The sequence below is a fragment of the Flavobacterium sp. J372 genome (assembly GCF_024699965.1).
Taxonomy (GTDB): domain Bacteria; phylum Bacteroidota; class Bacteroidia; order Flavobacteriales; family Flavobacteriaceae; genus Flavobacterium.
In genome coordinates this window covers 2,898,600-2,920,548 of sequence record NZ_JAJOMZ010000004.1, presented here as the reverse complement: position 1 = coordinate 2,920,548, position 21,949 = coordinate 2,898,600, and the positions used below count along the sequence as shown (strand labels likewise).

The 21,949-nt window shown below is 41.6% G+C and carries 19 protein-coding genes, 4 tRNA genes and 3 pseudogenes; all 26 read left to right on the top strand.

What is annotated here, in order from left to right; all coding sequences use genetic code 11:
- Window positions 1-3 precede the first annotated feature (3 nt).
- The 26 genes and pseudogenes from LRS05_RS14500 (at window position 4) to rpoB (ending at window position 21,884) form a co-directional block, all read left to right on the top strand.
- Window positions 4-1,497: a RagB/SusD family nutrient uptake outer membrane protein gene (locus LRS05_RS14500; RefSeq protein WP_257868971.1), complete on the top strand. Its 1,494-nt coding sequence runs from the start codon at window positions 4-6 to the stop codon at window positions 1,495-1,497.
- Window positions 1,498-1,512: 15 nt separating this feature from the next.
- Window positions 1,513-2,349, top strand: coding sequence for a DUF4843 domain-containing protein (locus LRS05_RS14495; RefSeq protein WP_257868970.1), 837 nt, complete (start codon window positions 1,513-1,515; stop codon window positions 2,347-2,349).
- A gap of 140 nt (window positions 2,350-2,489) precedes the next feature.
- Entirely contained in the window at window positions 2,490-3,446 is a 957-nt protein-coding gene (locus tag LRS05_RS14490; protein WP_257868969.1) for a S8 family serine peptidase, read from the top strand.
- A complete protein-coding gene (locus LRS05_RS14485) occupies window positions 3,415-4,413 on the top strand; it encodes a S8 family peptidase (protein WP_257868968.1) in 999 nt (332 codons plus the stop codon). The genes LRS05_RS14490 and LRS05_RS14485 overlap by 32 nt, the downstream gene beginning before the upstream one ends.
- Window positions 4,414-4,560: 147 nt before the next feature.
- The gene (locus LRS05_RS14480; RefSeq protein WP_257868967.1) at window positions 4,561-6,504 is read left to right on the top strand and encodes a putative porin; all 1,944 of its coding nucleotides are present in this window, start codon (window positions 4,561-4,563) and stop codon (window positions 6,502-6,504) included.
- A gap of 73 nt (window positions 6,505-6,577) precedes the next feature.
- Window positions 6,578-7,939, top strand: coding sequence for a pyridoxal-phosphate dependent enzyme (locus LRS05_RS14475; protein ID WP_257868966.1), 1,362 nt, complete (start codon window positions 6,578-6,580; stop codon window positions 7,937-7,939).
- A gap of 57 nt (window positions 7,940-7,996) precedes the next feature.
- Window positions 7,997-9,268: a DUF2851 family protein gene (locus tag LRS05_RS14470; RefSeq protein WP_257868965.1), complete on the top strand. Its 1,272-nt coding sequence runs from the start codon at window positions 7,997-7,999 to the stop codon at window positions 9,266-9,268.
- A 32-nt stretch (window positions 9,269-9,300) separates the two neighbouring features.
- Window positions 9,301-9,528 carry a PspC domain-containing protein gene (locus LRS05_RS14465; protein ID WP_257868964.1) on the top strand — a complete coding sequence of 76 codons (228 nt, stop codon included), beginning with the start codon at window positions 9,301-9,303 and terminating at the stop codon, window positions 9,526-9,528.
- Window positions 9,529-9,530: 2 nt separating this feature from the next.
- Window positions 9,531-10,187 (top strand): helix-hairpin-helix domain-containing protein, encoded by a 657-nt coding sequence (locus LRS05_RS14460; protein WP_257868963.1) that lies wholly within the window; start codon window positions 9,531-9,533, stop codon window positions 10,185-10,187.
- Window positions 10,175-10,456, top strand: coding sequence for a helix-hairpin-helix domain-containing protein (locus LRS05_RS14455; protein ID WP_257868962.1), 282 nt, complete (start codon window positions 10,175-10,177; stop codon window positions 10,454-10,456). Before LRS05_RS14460 ends, LRS05_RS14455 begins: the two co-directional genes overlap by 13 nt.
- Window positions 10,457-10,473: 17 nt before the next feature.
- Complete coding sequence (locus LRS05_RS14450) at window positions 10,474-11,616, top strand: acyl-CoA dehydrogenase family protein (protein WP_257868961.1); 1,143 nt, start codon at window positions 10,474-10,476, stop codon at window positions 11,614-11,616.
- A gap of 132 nt (window positions 11,617-11,748) precedes the next feature.
- Window positions 11,749-11,943, top strand: a complete 195-nt coding sequence (rpsU, locus tag LRS05_RS14445) for a 30S ribosomal protein S21 (RefSeq protein WP_257868960.1) — start codon at window positions 11,749-11,751, stop codon at window positions 11,941-11,943.
- Between the two features lie 66 nt (window positions 11,944-12,009).
- A pseudogene (locus LRS05_RS14440) lies at window positions 12,010-12,903 on the top strand (tyrosine-type recombinase/integrase).
- A 28-nt stretch (window positions 12,904-12,931) separates the two neighbouring features.
- Window positions 12,932-13,234, top strand: coding sequence for a ribosome hibernation-promoting factor, HPF/YfiA family (hpf, locus tag LRS05_RS14435; protein WP_257868959.1), 303 nt, complete (start codon window positions 12,932-12,934; stop codon window positions 13,232-13,234).
- Window positions 13,235-13,326: 92 nt separating this feature from the next.
- Window positions 13,327-13,400: transfer RNA gene (locus tag LRS05_RS14430), tRNA-Thr, on the top strand.
- A 43-nt stretch (window positions 13,401-13,443) separates the two neighbouring features.
- Window positions 13,444-13,524: transfer RNA gene (locus tag LRS05_RS14425), tRNA-Tyr, on the top strand.
- A 10-nt stretch (window positions 13,525-13,534) separates the two neighbouring features.
- Window positions 13,535-13,606, top strand: a tRNA-Thr gene (locus LRS05_RS14420).
- A gap of 52 nt (window positions 13,607-13,658) precedes the next feature.
- Window positions 13,659-14,846, top strand: coding sequence for an elongation factor Tu (gene tuf, locus LRS05_RS14415; RefSeq protein WP_257868958.1), 1,188 nt, complete (start codon window positions 13,659-13,661; stop codon window positions 14,844-14,846).
- A 63-nt stretch (window positions 14,847-14,909) separates the two neighbouring features.
- Window positions 14,910-14,981 (top strand) — tRNA-Trp (locus tag LRS05_RS14410).
- A gap of 15 nt (window positions 14,982-14,996) precedes the next feature.
- The gene (secE, locus tag LRS05_RS14405; protein ID WP_257868957.1) at window positions 14,997-15,191 is read left to right on the top strand and encodes a preprotein translocase subunit SecE; all 195 of its coding nucleotides are present in this window, start codon (window positions 14,997-14,999) and stop codon (window positions 15,189-15,191) included.
- 10 nt (window positions 15,192-15,201) lie between these two features.
- Complete coding sequence (gene nusG, locus LRS05_RS14400; RefSeq protein WP_257869280.1) at window positions 15,202-15,753, top strand: transcription termination/antitermination protein NusG; 552 nt, start codon at window positions 15,202-15,204, stop codon at window positions 15,751-15,753.
- Between the two features lie 65 nt (window positions 15,754-15,818).
- On the top strand, window positions 15,819-16,256 hold the full coding sequence (gene rplK, locus LRS05_RS14395; RefSeq protein WP_257868956.1) for a 50S ribosomal protein L11: 438 nt from the start codon (window positions 15,819-15,821) through the stop codon (window positions 16,254-16,256).
- 20 nt (window positions 16,257-16,276) lie between these two features.
- The gene (gene rplA, locus LRS05_RS14390) at window positions 16,277-16,966 is read left to right on the top strand and encodes a 50S ribosomal protein L1 (RefSeq protein ID WP_257868955.1); all 690 of its coding nucleotides are present in this window, start codon (window positions 16,277-16,279) and stop codon (window positions 16,964-16,966) included.
- 22 nt (window positions 16,967-16,988) lie between these two features.
- Window positions 16,989-17,504 (top strand): 50S ribosomal protein L10, encoded by a 516-nt coding sequence (gene rplJ, locus LRS05_RS14385; protein ID WP_257868954.1) that lies wholly within the window; start codon window positions 16,989-16,991, stop codon window positions 17,502-17,504.
- A 60-nt stretch (window positions 17,505-17,564) separates the two neighbouring features.
- Window positions 17,565-17,943 (top strand): annotated as a pseudogene (rplL, locus tag LRS05_RS14380) (50S ribosomal protein L7/L12).
- Window positions 17,944-18,070: 127 nt separating this feature from the next.
- Window positions 18,071-21,884 (top strand): annotated as a pseudogene (rpoB, locus tag LRS05_RS14375) (DNA-directed RNA polymerase subunit beta).
- Window positions 21,885-21,949: the final 65 nt, after the last annotated feature.

Below are 21,949 nucleotides of genomic sequence, written 5' to 3'. Positions count from 1 at the left end.
ATTATGAAAAGATCGTATTTATGTACTTTAATTGCCGCATCACTGCTCGGTGCAGGATGTAGCCAGGAATTTTTAGAGCCTAAAAGGGATACATCTATACTTACTAATGAAGATGTAGCGGAAATTGCTGAGACCAATCCGGCAATTATTAACGGTGCTCTTGAAGGTGTGTATAGCTATATGGTTCAGAATAGGGCAGTAACCACTGGGCATTATGACTTTGGACAAAAAGGAGTAGACATTTGGATGGATATAGTTTGTGGTGACATGGCTTTGTCTGCAAGTGCTTATGGATGGTATGACAATCCAGCGAATCTGCTTTCTACTGTAGATTTTACTCGTGCCGAAAACAGAACTATATGGCAGTATTACTATAAAGTTATTAACCTTTCAAACAATGTAATTAATTATATTGGAGGTAATGGTGTAACACCAGATACTGCTGAAGGACGACACATCATGGGTCAGGCTAAAGCATTGCGTGCGTATGCTTATTTCTATTTGGCGCAGTTATTTCAAAGGGAGTATAATCCTACACAGCCTATTTTGCCTTTTTATAATGGTGAAATAAGTAATTATGGGAAAGTACCTGCTTCACAAATCTATGATTTAATAATAAGTGACCTTAATACTTCTATTGAATTACTAGATGATTACAGTCGTGATACCAAGTATAAGGTTAATAAATCTGTTGCACAAGGATTACTAGCATATACTTATGCAGCTATGGGTAATTATCAGCAAGCACGTGTGTTTGCAGATCAAGTCATTGCAACTTCCGGAAGCCCATTAACTACTCTAGGACAAACAGCTTTTCCTGGAACTGGATCTGGATTTAACAATGTAAATACACCTTCATGGATTTGGGGATATGACATTACCGATGTAATGGGCGAACAGTTAATTAACTGGTGGGGTCAAATGGACTATTTTACCTATAGTTATGCTTCTGCGGGTGACCAAAAGGCTATTGATGATGCTTTATATGCTGCTATTCCTCCAGGAGATGTAAGGAAAACACAGTTTTCTACTTCACCAGCTACTTTGCTTATGCCATTAAATAAGTTCTTTGCTCCTGCTCGTACATGGCAAGGCCAGTATTTTATTACTACGGACTACTTATTTATGCGTGTTGATGAATTTTATCTTCTAAGTGCTGAAGCTGCTGCAAGGACTGGAGATGAGGCTGCCGCAAGAACAAGGCTTGCTGAACTTCTAACACAACGTTTGGCAGGTGGTGCTGGTGCTGCTACTGCTTATGTTACTGGTCTTACTGGACAAGCTTTACAAAATGCCATTTATCTTCAAACCCGTATTGAACTGTGGGGTGAAGGGAAAAGCTATCTTGCAATGAAGCGTAACCAGGCTACAGTAACAAGGGGTACAAACCATGTTTTCCGTGCCGGTCAGTCATTCCAGTATAATTCTGATGAATTATCATTCCAGATTCCTCAGATTGAATTAAACAATAACCCTGCAATAACTGAGCAGAATTAATTAAAAGTTTAAATTATGAAAATTAATAAAATTTTATTATCAGCTTTTGCCTTTGGAGTTTTTGCTTTATCGACATTAGTAGGTTGTGAAGACGAAGTTAGTACTGAAAATCAGGTGCGCGCTAACTATGTAAGCCTGATGGACATGCCCGCACCTTTGGAAATATCATTAGGTGAGACTGTTAATTTACAAGGTAAAGTTTATGCCCAGCCATCTGGAAGTGACAGGACTGTTATGTTAGAGATAGTTACGGATTATCCTGCTCTTGCCGACGGTAGCCAGGATCCACGTAATACTTCAATTGATCCTTCTGATTTTACTGTTCCTACAAGTGTAACAATACCTGCCGGTGCTGGAGAGGTTTCTTTCCCGATTACAATTACTAATACAGATTTAGGGTTTACCGGTAAAGTGCTTTCAATACGTATAAAGCAAGAGCCTGGTCTTGAAGTACCATTATCATACACAGGTACTGTTGCTGCAGGTAATTTGAAAACGTATAGCAAGCCTGTAATCATCACTGCCAAAAGGGCATGTGACGAAAACTCTGTTACTATAAGTATAGTTACTGATGATTACGGTTCTGAAACTTCTTGGGAATTGTATAATACTAACGGTGATTTTATTGCTAACAGCGTACCTTATATTGATGGAGGGGCCGGTGAAACAAGGGTACTTTGCCTTCCTGACGGTGATTATCTGTTCTATATTTTAGATTCATATGGTGATGGTTTTGGTGCTGGTGGTTCATACACAATATCAAAACGTGCAGCTGACGGATCTCAGGTTCAGGTTGCAACCGGTTCAGGTAATTTCGGTAATTTTGATGAGGTAGCATTTAGCCTTCCTTAAGATATTCCACAAAAATAAAGACCGCTCTTTATGAGCGGTTTTTTATTTTTGTTAAATTTCAATATATTACTCTGCTGCAGAATGGGTTAATGAGTAATATCTATTATATTTGTGTTTTAATATAAATTAAACTGAAAAAGATGAAATTGAATTTACTTCAGGTATTAGCGTTTTTGGCAGTAGCTAATGTGGCAGGACAAAGCCGTGAAGAAAAGCTGAAGATACAAAGCAGTTATGATGAAAATCAGATAAATATCCTGAATGCATCTTTAGAGATTTCTGCTAGTGAAAAAAGGGTAAGAATTGCTGAATACGTATCAAAAAATCCTACTGTTAAAGTTGATTATTTTGCAGACGGAAGGCAGTATCATATGGTGGATGTTATTGATGGAGAGCCAATATATATCGCCACTGATAATGCAACCGAAGGAGGCGCTATTAAAGTTAATAGGTTATATCCTGGGGGTTCTCTCGGCTTAAGTCTTGAAGGTCTCGGTCTTGAGGCTGGTGTATGGGATGGAGGCTGGATAAGGCCCACACATAACCAATTCCAGCTTAACGGTGTGAGCCGTGTTACAATTCAGGATGGTGTTGGCGGTACATTTAGCCAGCATGGTACACACGTGGGCGGTACAGTTGGTGCTTCAGGTTTAGGTTCAGGTAACAGCAGTTTAAAAGGTATGGCCCCAAAAGTTAGTATCTTGTCTTATAACTGGGATAATGATATGGTTGAGGTGTCTCAACGAGCACAAGCAGGCCTTTTAGTCTCAAATCATTCTTATGGTATTCCAATTTCAAATGACCAGAACCAGGTGACATTGCCAAGCTGGTATCCTGGCTGCTATAATAATGATGCGAGAGACTGGGATGCTATTTTATATACATATCCTTATTACCTCCATGTTAAATCTGCCGGCAATGAGGGTATTACCAATTATAGTGGAGGCTTAGGTGCCGGCCTTGACAAGCTTACTGCTGAAGCTAACTGCAAAAATAATTTGGTTGTAGCCAATGCAAGTACTAATGCTAACCCTCCTCAATATATTTTAGGGGCGTGGTCAATAAATGCTTCTAGCAGCCAGGGGACCAACAGATGACGGTAGGATTAAACCTGACATTACTGCAGATGGAACACAGGTTATATCAACATCAAGTGAAAATGATACTGCTACTGCTCAACTTAGTGGTACATCAATGGCATCTCCGGGTGTTACAGGCGCTATCATTTTACTTCAAGAGCATTATAGAAACCTGAATCCTGGAACATTTATGAAATCTGCTACTGTTAAGGCTTTAGTTTGCAACACGGCGCTTGACGATAATGGTATGCCAGGTCCTGATTACAGGTTTGGGTGGGGTTTACTTGATGCCGAAGCTTCTGCTAATGTCATAACAAAAGCAAAGAATAATCAGAACATGCTGTTGGAGACAAATTTAGCAAACGGTGCAACAAATACTTATACTGTAACTCTTACAGCTCCCGCTACAATTAAGGCAACATTATGCTGGACAGACCCTGCCGGTACTTCAAGGCAAAATGTGGCTAACAGCCCGTTACCGGCATTAGTTAATGACCTTGATTTACGTATAACTAAAGGTACTGATACCTATTTCCCATGGAAACTTAATCTTGCTGACTTGTCTTCCGGTGCAATTAAAGGGGATAATCTGGTTGATACTGTAGAGCGTGTTGATGTTATAGATGCCCCGGCAGGAACATATACCATTACTGTAACGCACAAAGGCACGCTTTCAACTGCTACTCAGGATTATTCATTAGTAGTTAATGCAAATAATATGACTTTGGGTACGAATAAAAATAGTATCAGCGGTCTTTATATATGGCCTAACCCTGCTAAGGAAATCATCAATGTACAACTTCCGGAAGATATTCAAAATGGTACAATCAGCCTGTTTGACTATACAGGAAGGCAGGTTTATCAGCAAAATGTACAAAACGGAAATATTAACTCTATTTCAACAGGTACTTTTGCGTCAGGAGTTTATTTGCTTAAAGTAAGCAGTGGTTCTAAAACCCACGTTGAGAAAGTTATTATACAGTAATTTATACAACATAATTATATAAAAAAGGACAGTATGATAGCTGTCCTTTTTTGTTTTTACTTTAATATTGCACTTTCTAAATAACAAAACGTCCAGATTTCGGTTATATACATTGCAGATTAAATGAGGAATAATAGTGTGGACAGAATGCGTATAATTTTAATACTGATTTTATTGATCCCGATGGCGATGTCTGCCCAAAGGAAATTAAGTCCTCTTTCCGGCGGTAAGCGGGCTGCTGATACCGGAGAGAAAGAAACTTCGAATGTCGAAGCCAAGCCTGATTCAGTCGCACCAATTGCTTTGTATAAAATAATAACTATAGACAGGGATACTACTATTGTTGATACTTCTCTTACCCTCAAAAGGCATTATATATCAAACTATCTGCGTAAAGATAACTTTGGCTTATTACCATTTTCTAATGAAGGGCAAACGTACAATACACTGGATTTTGGGCGGGAACAATTTGACCCTTTCCCGCAATTTGGTTTTCGAGCGAAACATATAGCGTACCTTGAAGTGAATGATATTAAATATTACTCTGTGCCTACGCCCTTTACAGATTTATTTTATCGCTCTGTGCTACAGCAAGGCCAGATGCTTGATGCTTTCGCAACACTCAACACCTCAGAAAATCTCAATTTTGCTATAGCATATAAAGGGCTTCGCTCACTTGGAAGGTATATTAACGAACTTTCAAGTAACGGGCACTTCAGGTTTATGACCAGTTATCATACAACCAATAAACGCTACGTCCTTAAAGCCCATATTACAGCACAGGATATATCAAATCAGGAAAATGGTGGGATTACAGAGCCTGAACTATTTGAGAGTGGCGAAGACCCCTATACTGAACGGGAAAGGCTTGATGTGTATTTTCGTGATGCCACGTCCCTGCTATTAGGCAATCGTTATTTTATAGACCATACCTTCAGGCTAAGTAAAGACAATCCTAATAGTATCCTGCTACACCATAGGTTTAATTACGAAAACAAGTTTTTCGAATATACACAGGCTACACCAAGCCCACGTTTTGGGGCGTCTTATAATTCATCGATAAATAACAAAACAAGGTATAACCGGATGTACAACCTTATTGGTGCAGCATATACAAATGAAGCCCTGGGAACATTTGAATTTTATCTTGAAGACTACAGATACAATTATTTTTATCGCAGGATAATATTGGCACCGTCAGGCGAAATAGCAGTGCCAAACCAGATTAATGACCGTATTAATACTTATGGCGCAAGTTATACCTACCATAAAGACAAGCTTAAAGGCACCGTTTCATTTTCTAACTCATTGAGTGATCAGTCACTCACAAACATTAGTGTGGCAGCAAGATATCAGCTGAATGATGATATACTTCTTACAGGTGAGTACAAGAATATGAACAAGCTGCCTAACCTTAACTTTCAGCTATACCAAAGCAGCTATGTGTTCTATAACTGGTCAAACAACTTCAAAAACGAAAAGATAAACAGCTTTGAGTTTGAGGCTAAGACTAAATGGCTTGATGCATCGGTACAATATACTGTTTTGAATGATCATCTTTATTTCAGGGATACATATTCTGCATATGGTACAACGCTGTTGGATACTCTTAAGGTTGCACCTGCACAATATAACAATACCATCAATTACCTTTCAATAAAAGCCGGGCGCGAATTTAAATGGTGGAAACTGGCTCTTGATAATACTTTCCTGTATCAGAATGTAACACAACAAGACAACATTCTCAACGTTCCTGAGTTTGTAACACGAAACACGCTATACTTTAGCGACCATTTCTTTAAAAAAGCGCTTTACTTGCAAACAGGCGTGACTTTCCAGTACTTTACAAGCTATTACGGTAATAACTACCAGCCGCTGCTCGGAGAATTTTACGTTCAGGAACGGAAGAAGATAGGCGACTATCCACTATTTGACTTCTTTATAAATGCAAAAATCAGGACCTTCAGGCTGTTTCTGAAAGCTGAGCATTTCAATTCGGCATGGACGGGCTATAACTTTTATTCAGCGCCTGATTATCCCTACCGCGATTTTACATTCAGGTTTGGTATAATCTGGAATTTCTTCTCTTAAAGAATTATTATGGTGTAGATTATTTAAAATCTAACCTCTACATTTGCAGAAAATTATCAATTTATAATTTTAAATGAAATACGCTAAAAATATATTAGAAACCATCGGCAATACACCTTTGGTGAAACTTAATAAAGTTACTCAGGGCATAGATGCACTGGTTCTGGCCAAGGTTGAAACCTTTAATCCCGGAAACTCTGTAAAAGACCGTATGGCCGTAAAAATGATTGAGGATGCAGAAGCTGACGGCAGGCTGAAGCCGGGCGGGACAATTATTGAAGGCACATCTGGCAATACAGGTATGGGTCTTGCCCTGGCTGCAATTGTAAAAGGCTACAAGCTTATATGTGTAATATCAGACAAGCAGTCGAAAGAAAAGATGGACATACTTCGTGCAGTGGGTGCTAAAGTTGTAGTTTGCCCGACTGATGTAGAGCCTACCGACCCACGTTCATATTATTCTGTATCTAAAAAGCTTGCAGAAGAAACGCCTAATGCATGGTATGTAAACCAGTATGATAACCCAAGTAACGCCATTGCACATTATGAACAGACCGGCCCTGAAATATGGGAACAGACAGAGGGCAAAATCACGCACTTTGTTGTAGGTGTTGGTACAGGCGGTACAATATCAGGTGTGGCAAAATATCTTAAAGAAAGGAATCCCAATATTAAATGTTGGGGTATAGATACCTATGGTTCTGTTTTCAAGAAATACCATGAAACGGGTATTTTTGATGAAAACGAAATCTACTCTTATATTACTGAAGGTATTGGTGAAGATATCCTCCCAAAAAATGTTGACTTCTCACTTATTGATGGGTTTACTAAAGTTACCGATAAAGATGCTGCAGTTTATACCCGTAAGCTGGCGCTTGAAGAAGGTATTTTTGTGGGTAACTCTGCCGGTGCAGCCATCAAAGGGCTTCTTCAGCTTAAAGATGAATTTAAGCCGGATGATGTTGTTGTAGTGCTTTTCCATGACAGTGGCAGCCGTTATGTAGGCAAGATGTTTAATGATGACTGGATGCGTGAACGCGGTTTCCTTGATGAGGAAATCACCACAGCACGTGACCTGATAAAGGAACACGAAGATAAGCCACTTGTTATTGCACGCACCGAAGAACTGGTGTCTCACGCTATTGAGCGCCTTCGTAAATACAAGATTTCACAAATTCCGGTTATTGATACAAATGGTTTTGCAGGCTCTCTTGACGAAACAGATCTTTTCCGCGCTTATGTTGAAGATAAAGATATCGCAGAAAAGCCAATCCGTGAGGTGATGGGTAAACCGTATCCTGTTGTGCAGGCTAACACTCCTGTTGATGAAATTTCAAAGCATATCAATAAAGATAACCAGGCTGTACTTGTAGACTTAGGTAATGGGCGCCACCATATTATCACTAAGCATGATATCATCAGCGCTATAAAATAATATCGCGAAATACATTATATTTGAAAGGGCCTAATAGGCTCTTTCCTATTTTATACTATGAAAGAAGACTTTCTGCACCATGTTTGGCAATACAAGAAATTCAACCCTGTTGGGTTAAAGACGGTGCAGGGTGAAGAAGTTACTATCATCAGCAGCGGGCAGTACCTGCAGCAGGCAGGGCCTGATTTCTTCAATGCCCAGATTGTAATTGATGGTCAACGATGGGCCGGAAATGTGGAGATTCATATCAAGTCATCTGACTGGTACCTGCATCATCACGAATCTGACAGTAATTATGATAGTGTGATACTACATGTAGTTTGGGAACATGATGTTGATGTATACCATCGGGGCAATTCGGCTATACCGGTTTTAGAACTTAAAGATTACGTAAGTGCCGAAACTTTGGGAGCATATCAATTATTGTCTTCATCCAAAACATGGATCAATTGTGAAAACCGCCTTGAGGATATCGACAGTTTTATCTTCAGTAGCTGGAAAGAGCGACTCTTTTTTGAACGCCTCGAGAGAAAATCGTTTCCAATAGCACAACTGGCATCTGCAACAAACAATGACTGGGAAGCTGTGCTGTTTTGCTTTTTAGCAAAAAATTTCGGGCTTAATACAAACGGCAGCATCTTTTTAGCAATAGCCCAATCGCTGCCATTTTCTGTCATCAGAAAAGAAAGTTTCGATGTTTATAATCTTGAAGCTTTGTTATTCGGCAGGGCAGGTTTGCTGGATGACAATAAGGAAGATATCTATTTTAAAGATTTAAAAGACAGATGGGAATATCTTAAGCACAAGCACCGTCTTACGGATGTACATATTGACCCTGTGCAGTTTTTTAAACATCGCCCTGATAATTTTCCGACCATACGGCTTGCACAACTGGCGCAGCTGTACCACAAAAATCAGAACCTGTTTTCACAGCTGATTGATAAACGGATTTCTGTTGTTGAGCTATACAATATCTTCGCAGTGGCAGTTTCAGAGTATTGGCAAACGCATTACCAGTTTGACCGTGAGAGCCCAAAAAAGCAAAAAGCCCTCGCAAGACAATTTATTGACCTTATTATCATCAACACAATAGTACCGTTCCGTTTTGCATATGCTAAGGCTACAGGCAAAGAATCAGGCGAAGCACTGATTGAACTTCTGGAGAAGATTGCACCGGAAAGCAATTCCATCATCGAAAAATTTGGAAAGCATAAAATTGCAGCTTTGTCAGCATATGATACACAGGCTTTGCTCCAGCTTAAAAACGAATACTGCGAACACAAACGCTGCCTGCAATGTGCAGTAGGCACAGAGTTGATGAAAGGATAAAATGCGTATTTTTGAGCGCAGAATACTACGCAATGTCATTAGTAACAAATATTCGCCATTTTTTTGAACGCAACGGTTTTCACGTATCATCGCGGTTGGCCGACAGGCTGGGTATGCGCGCTACCAACGTGCGGCTGTTTTTCATATACATCACTTTTGTAACAGTAGGCTTGTGGTTTGGCGTTTACCTTACACTTGCCTTTTGGCTTAAGCTAAAAGACATGATTTATACAAAACGCAGTTCGGTTTTCGATTTGTAGCCATGAAGCAGCAGACAAAATTTTTTTACCCTTTCACTCGCGGGCAGCGTACAGGTGTGCTTGCCTTGATACTGCTGATAATTCTTATTCAGGCTGCCTACTATTTCTTTTCATCGAATGATATAGCAACCAATGAGCAAAAGAGCCAGCAGGAAAAAGAATGGCTTGCGCTACAGCCGAAGATAGATTCTCTTAAAGCGCTGGCTGGGGAAAAACGCGATACAATCTATCCCTTCAATCCCAACTTCATTTCAGACTACAAAGGTTACACTTTAGGGCTTTCCTTAACGGAGATTAAGCGCCTTCATGATTTCCGTAAGACAGGTAAGTACGTAAATTCTGCTCAGGATTTCCAAAATGTTACTAAAGTTAATGATGTACAGCTGGCTAAAATCTCTCCTTATTTTAAGTTCCCGGATTGGGTGAATAAACAGAAATCAGAATCTAAAACTCAATATAAAGATTTTGACAGGCATGATAAATTTGACAAAAATGCAGGAATTTCTGGTAAATCAAATAAGAAAAGCATAGTCAAGGCAGACATCAATACCGCGCTGGAAGAAGACCTTGACAAAGTATTCGGTATAGGCCCTGCATTTGCAAAAAGATACTTCGTAAAAGGGCACAACTTGGCGCTTTCGTTAGCATGGAGCAGATAGATGAATTCACTGAGTTTTCTCCTGAAGCACTATCAGGTTTAAAACAAAGGTTTATGATTGGCGCTAATCCTGATGTTACCAAAATAAATGTAAATACCGCTTCACTAAACCAACTGGCATACTTTCCGTATTTTAACCGCAATATTGCAAAAGGGATAATTACCAGGCGTAGCATGAAAGGAAAAATATCAAATATTGAAGAATTGTTAGATATAAATGATTTTCCTTTTGATAAAGTGAAAATAATTGCTTTATATTTGGAATTCTAAACAAACTATACTTAAGCATGAATTTCGATTATAACGAAACACAAACTATGATTGCCCAGTCTATAAGGGATTTTGCAGAACAGCATATACGCCCGAATATTATGGAGTGGGATGAGAAGCAGATTTTTCCTGTAGACCTTTTCAAAAAGCTTGGCGAAATGGGCTTTATGGGTGTACTTGTCCCGGAAGAGCTTGGCGGTTCGGGCCTTGGTTATCATGAATATATCACTATAGTTGAAGAGATATCTAAAGTTGACCCTTCAATCGGCCTTTCAGTAGCGGCGCATAATTCACTGTGTACAAATCATATTTTGACATTCGGTAACGAAGAGCAAAAGAAACGATGGATACCAAAGCTGGCAACTGCCGAGCATATTGGTGCATGGGGCCTTACGGAACATAATACAGGGTCTGACGCGGGCGGTATGAATACCACTGCTGTACGTGATGGTGACCACTGGATTGTAAATGGCGCAAAGAACTTTATCACTCACGCTAAATCAGGTGATATCGCCGTAGTGATTGTACGTACCGGTGAAAAAGGCGACTCTAAAGGTATGACAGCTTTTGTGTTTGAAAAAGGTATGCCGGGCTTTACAAGCGGTAAAAAGGAAGATAAGCTGGGCATGCGTGCCAGTGAAACTGCTGAACTTATATTTGATAACTGCCGTGTGCCGGATGCCAATCGTTTGGGCGAAGTAGGAGAGGGCTTTATACAGGCGATGAAAATTCTTGACGGCGGAAGGATATCTATCGGTGCATTGTCATTGGGTATCGCCAAAGGCGCTTATGAGGCAGCCTTGAAGTATTCTAAAGAACGCTACCAGTTTGGGCAGCCAATAAGCAACTTCCAGGGCATTGCTTTCAAGTTAGCAGATATGGCTACTGAAATCGAGGCGTCTGAATTGTTGCTTCACAAAGCTGCTTATTTAAAGAACAATGGCAGGAAGATGACAGTGGCGGGCGCAATGAGTAAAATGTATTCGTCTGAAGTATGTGTGCGTGTTTCAAACGAAGCTGTACAGATACATGGCGGATATGGCTACACAAAAGACTACCCTGTTGAGAAATTTTACCGCGACTCTAAGCTATGTACTATAGGCGAAGGAACAACTGAAATACAAAAGCTTGTGATATCGCGTAACCTTGTAAAAGAATAAAATTTTAATACTATACGAAAAAGCGGCCTCTGTGCCGCTTTTTTTGTCAACGAAAATAAATTCAAAATTTATAATTCATAATTCAAAATAATGAATTAAGTTTGCAGCCTTAACGAAAGGAGGTGTTATACTATGTTGATTATACCAATTAAAGACGGCGAAAACATTGATAGGGCATTAAAGCGCTACAAGAGGAAATTCGATAAAACCGGAGTTGTGCGTCAGCTTAGGGCGCGTCAGGCGTTTATTAAGCCATCTGTTAGCAGAAGGGCTGAAATCCAGAAAGCAGCTTACATCCAGGGATTACGCGATTCACTAGAGAGCTAGTATTTTCCCGGCTTAAAATAACTACCGTTAGCAGAAAAGTATAACTTTGCTGTTAACGGTTTTTTTATGGATTCAAAACAGGCATACGCAGATTATCTTTTAAAGGAAAAGAATTATTCCCTGCTTACCGTGCGGGCGTACACTGATGATGTTGCTGCTTTTGAGGTATTCATAAAGCAGGATGATGACGGCGCAACACTTGAGGAAGTAAGCTATAGCCATATCCGCAGCTGGGTGGTAAGCCTGGTTGAAGACGGAATTTCCAACAGCTCGGTAAACCGTAAGATGTCTTCTCTAAAATCTTTCTATAAATTTCTCCTGCGCGCCAAACAGATTGAAATCAATCCGATGGCAAAGCACAAATCGCTGAAGACTGCTAAAAGGTGCAGGTTCCATTCACGGAAAAAGAACTTAACGATGTTGCCGAAGAGCTGGTTATTGCAGGTGATGATTTTGAAGCAGTTCGCGACAGGCTTATCATTGAACTGTTATACACTACCGGTATGCGCCGGGCCGAACTTATAGGCCTTAAGGTTAACAGCTTTGACCAGGGCTCAAATACGCTGAAGGTTCTGGGCAAGAGAAATAAAGAAAGAATACTGCCGCTGTTACCTTGCACGGTAGATTTACTTCAGCAATATATGTCCATTCGTAACACTTTGGAAAATGTTTCAGACCACACTGTGTTAATTCTAAATGTTAAAGGAAATAAAATTAGCGAATCTTTTGTTTATAGGTTAATAAATTGTTACTTTAGTGTTGTCTCTGCCAAGGTTAAGAAAAGCCCACACGTTTTGCGGCATACTTTTTGCAACCCATCTGCTTAACAACGGCGCTGACCTCAATTCAGTAAAAGAGCTACTGGGGCACGCAAGTTTGTCGTCAACACAGGTATATACGCATAGTAGCCTGGCCGAGCTTAAAAAAGTTCATGAAGGCGCACACCCGCGCAACCGGTAGCAAAGTTTAACTTAAATCTATAAACGTTATGAAGGTAAATGTTCATGCGGTCAACTTTACTGTTGACAGGAAACTTGTTGGCTATGTTCAGGAAAGGCTGAATAAACTGGAGAAGTATTATGACAAGGTTGTTTATTCGGACGTATTCTTTAAGCTTGACAATAACAATGCGAAGGAGAATAAGATTGCCGAAATAAAAATAAACGTCCCGGGTGATGAATTTATAGTCAAAAAGCAATGCAAAACATTTGAAGAGGCAGTTGAATTGTGTGCCGACTCAATGGAACGTTTACTCATGAAGAGAAAGCAAAAGGTAAGGGCTGTGTCCTGAATATAAAAAAAATTATGAAAATGTTTTGATTAAAAAATAAAATCTATACATTTGCAGTCCGTTAGAAATAGCGGACTTTTTTATTTAAAGTTGCCGGTGTAGCTCAGCTGGCTAGAGCAGCTGATTTGTAATCAGCAGGTCGTGGGTTCGAGTCCCTCCATCGGCTCAACAATGCGTTTTTTGATAAGCAACTGAAAAGTAAAAGGTTAGGGGAGATACTCAAGCGGCCAACGAGGACGGACTGTAAATCCGTTGGGAAACCTTCGCAGGTTCGAATCCTGCTCTCCCCACAAAACTTTTGCCGGTGTAGCTCAGGGGTAGAGTGCTTCCTTGGTAAGGAAGAGGTCACGGGTTCAAATCCCGTCATTGGCTCAAAACAAGAATTTGAACACTAATTATATAACTAAGATTAAATTATTAAATCATGGCAAAGGAAACTTTTGATAGGTCGAAGCCGCACCTTAACATAGGTACAATCGGGCACGTTGACCACGGAAAAACAACTTTGACTGCAGCTATCACTAAAGTTTTGGCTGATGCAGGTCTTTCTGAAGCTAAGTCATTCGACCAGATTGACAACGCTCCTGAAGAAAAAGAAAGGGGTATTACTATCAATACTTCTCACGTAGAGTACGCTACTGCTAACCGTCACTACGCTCACGTTGACTGTCCTGGTCACGCTGACTACGTTAAGAACATGGTTACTGGTGCTGCTCAGATGGACGGTGCTATCCTTGTGGTTGCTGCTACAGATGGTCCTATGCCGCAAACTCGTGAGCACATCCTTCTTGGCCGCCAGGTAGGTGTGCCTCGTATGGTTGTATTCATGAACAAAGTTGACATGGTTGATGATGCTGAGCTTCTTGAGCTAGTTGAAATGGAAATCCGTGATCTACTTTCTTTCTACCAATATGATGGTGACAATGGTCCTGTAATCCAGGGTTCTGCTCTTGGTGCACTTAACGGTGAGCCAAAGTGGGTTGACACTGTAATGCAGCTTATGGATGCTGTTGACACTTGGATTGAGCTTCCTGCTCGTGACGTTGATAAGCCATTCCTTATGCCGGTTGAAGACGTATTCACTATCACAGGCCGTGGTACTGTTGCAACAGGCCGTATCGAAACTGGTGTTGCTAACACAGGTGACGCAGTTGAAATCATCGGTATGGGTGCTGAAAAACTTACTTCTACAATCACAGGTGTTGAGATGTTCCGTAAAATCCTTGACAGGGGTGAAGCTGGTGACAACGTAGGTCTTCTTCTACGTGGTATCGATAAAGCTGACATCCGTCGTGGTATGGTTATCATCAAGCCAGGATCTGTTAAGCCACACGCTAAATTCAAAGCTGAGGTTTATATCCTTAAGAAAGAAGAAGGTGGACGTCACACTCCATTCCACAACAACTACCGTCCTCAGTTCTACGTTCGTACAACTGACGTAACAGGAACTATCTCTCTTCCTGCAGGTGTTGAAATGGTAATGCCGGGTGACAACCTTACAATCGAAGTACAACTACTTAGCCCAATCGCTCTTAGCGTAGGTCTACGTTTCGCTATCCGTGAGGGTGGTCGTACAGTAGGTGCAGGCCAGGTAACTGAAATCCTTGACTAATTATCAGGATTAAATAAATAAAAAGCCAGCCTGGTGCTTAAGCATCAGCTGGCTTTTAAACAAACGGGCGTAGTTCAAGGGTAGAATAGCGGTCTCCAAAACCGTTGATGGGGGGTTCGAATCCCTCCGCCCGTGCAAATAAAAGAAACAATGAAAGTAACCAACTATATATCTGAGGCGTTTTCTGAACTGAAAACAAATGTTACCTGGCCTGAGTGGGCAGAGGTGCAGCGCCTTGCTGTTATTGTGGCTGTGTTTTCAATAGTGTTTGCCCTTCTTACTTTCGGTATAGACCGTGGTTTTGAAGTTTTGGTTGCAAATATTTACAGTGCTTTAAAAAACTAATTTCCTGATGATGACTGATAACAATGTCAAAAAGTGGTATGTGGTTAGGGCTGTGAGCGGTCAGGAAAACAAAGTAAAGAACTACATAGAGACAGAAATAAACAGGCTGGGTATGGCTGATTATATTTCTCAGGTGCTTGTACCGACTGAAAAAGTTGTGCAGGTGCGTGACGGAAAGAAAATCAGCAAAGACAGGGTTTACTTTCCCGGCTATGTAATGATAGAAGCTAACCTTACCGGCGAAATACCGCATATCATCAAGTCTATTACAGGCGTAATAGGTTTCCTTGGTGAGACAAAAGGCGGCGATGCTGTGCCTTTGCGTATGAGCGAGGTAAACAGGATGCTTGGTAAAGTAGATGAGCTTTCAGTAAAAGCTGACAGTGTTGCTATACCATTTACAGCTGGTGAGACAATAAAGGTTATTGACGGGCCTTTCAACGGCTTTAACGGCACGGTTGAAAAAGTCAATGAAGAAAAGCGTAAGCTTGAAGTGATGGTGAAGATCTTCGGAAGGAAGACCCCGCTTGAACTGAGCTTTATGCAGGTTGAAAAAGTATAATTTGTTACATTATTATAAATCACATCCTCGCTTCCAACTGAAGATGTGCTAAATCTTTAAAAGAAATGGCTAAAGAAATTAGTAAAGTAGTTAAACTACAAGTTAAGGGAGGTGCTGCGAATCCGTCGCCACCGGTTGGACCTGCTTTGGGAGCTGCTGGGGTTAACATTATGGAGTTCTGTAAGCAATTTAATGCAAGGACCCAGGATAAGCCCGGCAAAGTTTTACCTGTACAGATTACAGTGTACAAAGACAAATCTTTCGATTTTGTTGTTAAAACGCCACCTGCTGCTATCCAGTTGATGGAAGCTGCGAAGCTCAAAGGAGGTTCGGGAGAACCAAACCGTAAAAAGGTTGCAAGCGTAAGCTGGGACCAGATCAGGACTATTGCTGAAGACAAAATGGCTGACCTTAATGCATTCACAATTGAGAGTGCTATGAAGATGATTGCCGGTACAGCAAGGTCTATGGGTATAACAGTATCAGGAGCTGCTCCTTTTTAATCTAAAAAGAAAAAGAAGACATGGCAAAATTGACAAAAAAACAGAAAGAGGCTGCTTCAAAAATTGAGAAGAACAAGCTGTATTCTCTGAAAGATGCTTCTGCATTGATCAAGACAGTTGCTTCTGCAAAATTTGATGAGTCGGTTGATATCGCTGTACGTCTTGGTGTTGACCCAAGAAAAGCGAATCAGATGGTAAGGGGCGTTGTAACGCTTCCTCACGGTACAGGTAAAGATGTAAGGGTTCTTGCCCTTGTAACACCTGATAAAGAAGCTGAAGCTAAAGCTGCAGGTGCAGATCACGTAGGTTTAGATGATTATCTTCAGAAAATAAAAGACGGCTGGACAGATGTTGATGTTATCATCACTATGCCTGCTGTAATGGGTAAACTAGGTCCTCTTGGCCGTATCCTTGGCCCTCGCGGCCTTATGCCAAACCCTAAGACAGGTACTGTTACTATGGAAGTAGGTAAGGCTGTAGGTGAAGTGAAAGCCGGTAAGATCGACTTTAAAGTTGATAAGACAGGTATCGTTCATGCAGGTATAGGCAAGGTTTCTTTCGAGGCTGACAAGATCACTGAAAATGCCCACGAAATCATTCAAACATTAATTAAATTAAAACCAACTGCAGCTAAAGGTACATATATTAAGAGTATCCACATCTCTTCTACTATGAGCCCTGCTATTGCTTTAGACCCTAAGGCGGTATAATTGGTAGTTAAAAAGTTTTATTATGACTAAAGAGGAAAAATCAAGAGTTATTGAAGATTTAACTGCACAGTTAGCCGGTACAAACGTTGTCTATGTGGCAGATATTTCCGGCCTTGATGCGCAGAATACTTCAGACCTTAGGAGGGCTTGTTTTAAAGCCGGCATTAAGCTTGAGGTGGTTAAGAACACATTGCTTGAGAAAGCTATGGAGTCTCTCGACAATAACTATGGCGAACTGCCATCAATATTGAAAGGAAGCACTTCAATAATGATTGCTGAGAACGGTAACGCTCCTGCAAAAATCATTAAAGAATTCCGTAAAAGATCTGACAGGCCTGTACTAAAAGGCGCTTACATCCATGAGGCTGTATTCATCGGCGACAACCAGCTTGACGCCCTTGTAGCGCTTAAATCTAAAGACGAGGTTATCGGAGAAATCATCGGCCTTCTTCAATCTCCTGCCAAAAATGTTGTTTCTGCTCTTAAATCAGGCGGAAGCACTATTGCAGGACTTGTTAAAACGTTATCTGAAAGGTAACACCCCGCGGAACGCACTTAATAAATTATATTTTACAAACTATTTAAAACGATAGAAAAAATGGCAGATTTGAAACAATTCGCAGAACAACTTGTTAACCTTACTGTAAAAGAAGTTAACGAACTAGCTACAATACTAAAAGATGAGTACGGAATTGAGCCTGCTGCTGCTGCAGTAGCTGTTGCCGGGTCCTGCTGCAGGTGGTGATGCTCCTGCTGCTGCTGAGCAAACTGAGTTCACAGTAGTACTTAAAGATGCAGGTGCTTCTAAGCTTGCAGTTGTTAAAGCTGTAAAAGAGCTTACAGGCCTTGGTCTTAAAGAAGCTAAAGACCTAGTTGACGGTGCTCCTCAAAACGTGAAAGAAGGCGTTTCTAAAGATGAGGCTGAAGGCCTTAAGAAAGCCCTTGAAGAAGCTGGAGCTGCTGTAGAGCTTAAATAAGCTTACAACGGTTACAAAACCCAGGTTTAGGCCTTGAGAAGTACTCTCAAAGGCCTAAACCATTTTTCGTATAATAACATTTTATACGCTTTTTTTATAATTATTTTAATCAAAATTTTGTCCATTGATGATAACAAATCAGACTGAAAGATTAAATTTTGCCTCTACCAAAAACATCCCTGACTACCCGGATTTCCTTGATATTCAGGTTAAATCGTTTAAAGATTTCTTCCAGCTGGAAACCAAATCTGATGAGAGGGGCAACGAAGGTCTTTATAACACCTTCATGGAAAACTTTCCGATCACTGATACACGCAATCAGTTCGTACTGGAGTTCCTTGACTACTTTGTTGATCCGCCGAGATATACAATTGAAGAGTGTATTGACAGGGGCCTAACATACAGCGTGCCGCTTAAAGCAAGGCTGAAGCTGTATTGTACAGACCCTGAACATGAAGATTTTGAGACGATTGTACAAGACGTTTACCTGGGTACCATCCCGTACATGACGCCTAGCGGTACTTTTGTAATCAACGGGGCAGAGCGTGTTGTGGTATCACAGCTGCACAGGTCTCCGGGAGTTTTCTTCGGCCAGTCTTTCCACGCAAACGGAACAAAATTATATTCTGCAAGGGTAATCCCGTTCAAGGGCTCATGGATTGAGTTCGCTACCGATATCAACAGCGTGATGTATGCGTACATCGACCGTAAGAAAAAGCTTCCGGTTACTACGCTTTTCCGTGCTATCGGCTTTGAGCGTGATAAGGACATCCTTGAAATATTTGACCTTGCTGAAGAAATCAAGGTATCTAAAACAGGCCTTAAAAAATACATCGGCCGCAGGCTTGCTGCACGTGTGCTAAACACATGGCATGAAGACTTCGTTGATGAAGATACAGGTGAAGTGGTTTCTATTGAGCGTAACGAGATTATCTTAGACAGGGACACTATAATTGACAAAGACAATGTTGAGGAAATTATCGAGTCTAACGTAAAATCGATACTGCTTCATAAAGAGGATAACAACCAGGCAGATTATGCCATTATCCACAACACTTTACAGAAGGACCCTACAAACTCTGAAAAAGAAGCCGTAGAGCACATTTACCGTCAGCTGCGTAACGCAGAACCGCCTGATGAAGAAACTGCACGCGGTATTATAGATAAACTGTTCTTCTCTGACCAGCGCTACAACCTTGGTGAAGTAGGCCGCTACAGGATGAACAAAAAACTGAATCTTGACATCCCGATGGATAAGCAGGTGCTTACCAAAGAGGATATCATCACGATAGTTAAGTACCTTATCGAGCTTATCAACTCTAAAGCGGAGATTGATGATATCGACCACCTTTCAAACCGCCGTGTAAGGACGGTTGGCGAGCAATTGTCAGCACAGTTCGGTGTGGGCCTTGCACGTATGGCAAGGACTATCCGCGAGCGTATGAACGTAAGGGATAATGAGGTGTTTACCCCGATTGACCTTATCAACGCCAAAACGTTGTCTTCGGTTATCAACTCGTTCTTTGGTACCAACCAGCTTTCGCAGTTCATGGACCAGACCAACCCGCTTGCAGAGATTACGCACAAGCGTAGGCTATCGGCACTTGGGCCTGGAGGTCTTAGCCGTGAAAGGGCAGGTTTCGAGGTTCGTGACGTTCACTATACACACTACGGGCGCCTTTGCCCTATTGAAACGCCTGAAGGGCCGAACATCGGTCTTATCTCGTCTCTTGGTGTGTATGCCAAAGTAAACGGAATGGGCTTTATCGAGACACCATACCGCAAGGTTACCAACGGTGTTGTAGACCTTGAGTCGACTCCGGTTTACCTGAGCGCTGAAGAGGAAGAAGGCAAGATGATTGGCCAGGCGAACACGGAGATGGATGATAACGGTAAGATTACAGCTGAAAGGGTGATTGTACGTGAGGAGGGTGACTTCCCGGTAGTTGAGCCTACCGCAGTACATTATACTGACGTTGCCCCGAACCAGATCGCTTCAATTTCGGCATCGCTTATCCCGTTCCTTGAGCATGATGACGCGAACCGTGCGCTGATGGGATCAAACATGATGCGCCAGGCCGTACCATTGTTACGTCCTGAAGCACCAATCGTGGGTACCGGCCTTGAGCGCCAGGTAGCATCAGACTCTCGTGTACTTATCAATGCTGAAGGGCATGGTACCGTTGAGTATGTAGATGCTAACCAGATTACAATTAAATATGACAGGACAGACCGTGAGCGCAGCGTAAGCTTCGATACGGATGAGAAAACATACCAGCTTATCAAGTTCAGGAAAACCAACCAGAGCACGAGCATCAACCTTAAGCCTATCGTAAGGAAAGGTGACAGGGTAGTGCCGGGCCAGGTGCTTTGCGAAGGCTATGCTACGCAAAACGGTGAACTTGCCCTTGGGCGTAACCTTAAAGTGGCGTTCATGCCATGGAAGGGCTACAACTTTGAGGATGCTATCGTGATCTCTGAAAAAGTTGTCCGTGATGATATCTTTACTTCAATCCACGTGGATGATTATTCACTTGAGGTAAGGGATACAAAACTGGGTAATGAAGAGCTTACCAATGATATACCTAACGTATCTGAAGAGGCAACAAAAGACCTTGACGAGAACGGTATGATCAGGATTGGTGCCGAGGTAAAACCGGGCGATATCCTTATCGGTAAGATCACTCCTAAAGGTGAGAGCGATCCGACTCCTGAAGAAAAACTATTAAGGGCTATCTTCGGTGACAAGGCAGGTGATGTTAAAGATGCATCGCTTAAAGCTTCTCCTTCACTACACGGCGTTGTACTTGACAAAAAACTGTTTGCGCGTGCCGTGAAAGACAAGCGCAAGCGTACTAAGGATAAAGATGATTTGGGCAAGCTTGAGATGGACTTTGAAGTGAAGTTCAACGAACTTAAAGACAGGCTTATCGATAAGTTGTTCAACATCATCAATGGTAAGACATCTCAGGGTGTAATGAATGACCTGGGTGAAGAAGTACTGCCAAAAGGCAAGAAGTTCACGCAGAAAATGCTTTACGCTGTTGAAGATTTTGCCCACCTGACTAAAGGCCAGTGGACTACAGATGATGATACGAATGCTATGGTTAATGACCTTATCCATAACTACAAAATCAAGCTGAATGACCTACAGGGCGCATTGAGAAGGGAGAAATTCACAATTACTGTAGGTGACGAGCTTCCGTCAGGTATCCTTAAGCTTGCTAAAGTTTACATCGCTAAGAAACGTAAGCTGAAAGTAGGTGATAAGATGGCAGGACGCCACGGTAACAAAGGTATTGTTGCCAAGATCGTTCGCCAGGAAGATATGCCGTTCCTTGAGGATGGTACTCCTGTAGATATCGTTCTTAACCCGCTGGGTGTACCATCGCGTATGAACATCGGGCAGATATACGAAACCGTACTTGGCTGGGCAGGTATGAATTTGGGCAAGAAATTTGCAACGCCGATATTTGACGGTGCATCGCTTGACCAGATCAATGCTCTTACAGACGAGGCAGGTATTCCGCGCTTTGGCCATACTTACCTATATGACGGTGGTACAGGCGAGCGTTTCCACCAGCCGGCAACCGTAGGTGTTATCTACATGCTGAAACTGGGCCACATGGTTGATGATAAGATGCACGCCCGCTCTATCGGGTCCGTACTCGCTTATCACGCAGCAGCCTCTTGGAGGTAAGGCACAGTTTGGTGGCCAGCGTTTTGGTGAGATGGAGGTTTGGGCTCTTGAAGCATATGGTGCGTCAAGCACGCTTAGGGAGATCCTTACCGTTAAGTCTGACGACGTTATAGGAAGGGCCAAAACATATGAGGCTATCGTGAAAGGGGAGACAATGCCGGAACCTGGCCTGCCTGAATCTTTCAATGTATTGATGCACGAGCTTAAAGGCCTTGGCCTTGACATAAGGCTTGAGGAATAAATATAAAACGGGAGTGGTGCTTTGGTGCCATTCCCTCTTTCAATAGCTTTTTAATATCAATTGTT

Bases quoted from the DNA above. Each gene is read 5' to 3' on its own strand.
- hpf (WP_257868959.1), top strand. From the start codon at position 12,932: ATGAAGGTAAATGTTCATGCGGTCAACTTTACTGTTGACAGGAAACTT.
- LRS05_RS14470 (WP_257868965.1), top strand. From the start codon at position 7,997: ATGAAAGAAGACTTTCTGCACCATGTTTGGCAATACAAGAAATTCAAC.
- LRS05_RS14480 (WP_257868967.1), top strand. From the start codon at position 4,561: ATGCGTATAATTTTAATACTGATTTTATTGATCCCGATGGCGATGTCT.
- LRS05_RS14495 (WP_257868970.1), top strand. From the start codon at position 1,513: ATGAAAATTAATAAAATTTTATTATCAGCTTTTGCCTTTGGAGTTTTT.
- LRS05_RS14490 (WP_257868969.1), top strand. From the start codon at position 2,490: ATGAAATTGAATTTACTTCAGGTATTAGCGTTTTTGGCAGTAGCTAAT.
- rplA (WP_257868955.1), top strand. From the start codon at position 16,277: ATGGCAAAATTGACAAAAAAACAGAAAGAGGCTGCTTCAAAAATTGAG.
- tuf (WP_257868958.1), top strand. From the start codon at position 13,659: ATGGCAAAGGAAACTTTTGATAGGTCGAAGCCGCACCTTAACATAGGT.
- LRS05_RS14455 (WP_257868962.1), top strand. From the start codon at position 10,175: ATGGAGCAGATAGATGAATTCACTGAGTTTTCTCCTGAAGCACTATCA.
- LRS05_RS14450 (WP_257868961.1), top strand. From the start codon at position 10,474: ATGAATTTCGATTATAACGAAACACAAACTATGATTGCCCAGTCTATA.
- rplJ (WP_257868954.1), top strand. From the start codon at position 16,989: ATGACTAAAGAGGAAAAATCAAGAGTTATTGAAGATTTAACTGCACAG.
- nusG (WP_257869280.1), top strand. From the start codon at position 15,202: ATGACTGATAACAATGTCAAAAAGTGGTATGTGGTTAGGGCTGTGAGC.
- LRS05_RS14465 (WP_257868964.1), top strand. From the start codon at position 9,301: ATGTCATTAGTAACAAATATTCGCCATTTTTTTGAACGCAACGGTTTT.
- rplK (WP_257868956.1), top strand. From the start codon at position 15,819: ATGGCTAAAGAAATTAGTAAAGTAGTTAAACTACAAGTTAAGGGAGGT.
- secE (WP_257868957.1), top strand. From the start codon at position 14,997: ATGAAAGTAACCAACTATATATCTGAGGCGTTTTCTGAACTGAAAACA.
- rpsU (WP_257868960.1), top strand. From the start codon at position 11,749: ATGTTGATTATACCAATTAAAGACGGCGAAAACATTGATAGGGCATTA.
- LRS05_RS14460 (WP_257868963.1), top strand. From the start codon at position 9,531: ATGAAGCAGCAGACAAAATTTTTTTACCCTTTCACTCGCGGGCAGCGT.
- LRS05_RS14475 (WP_257868966.1), top strand. From the start codon at position 6,578: ATGAAATACGCTAAAAATATATTAGAAACCATCGGCAATACACCTTTG.
- LRS05_RS14485 (WP_257868968.1), top strand. From the start codon at position 3,415: ATGCTTCTAGCAGCCAGGGGACCAACAGATGACGGTAGGATTAAACCT.
- LRS05_RS14500 (WP_257868971.1), top strand. From the start codon at position 4: ATGAAAAGATCGTATTTATGTACTTTAATTGCCGCATCACTGCTCGGT.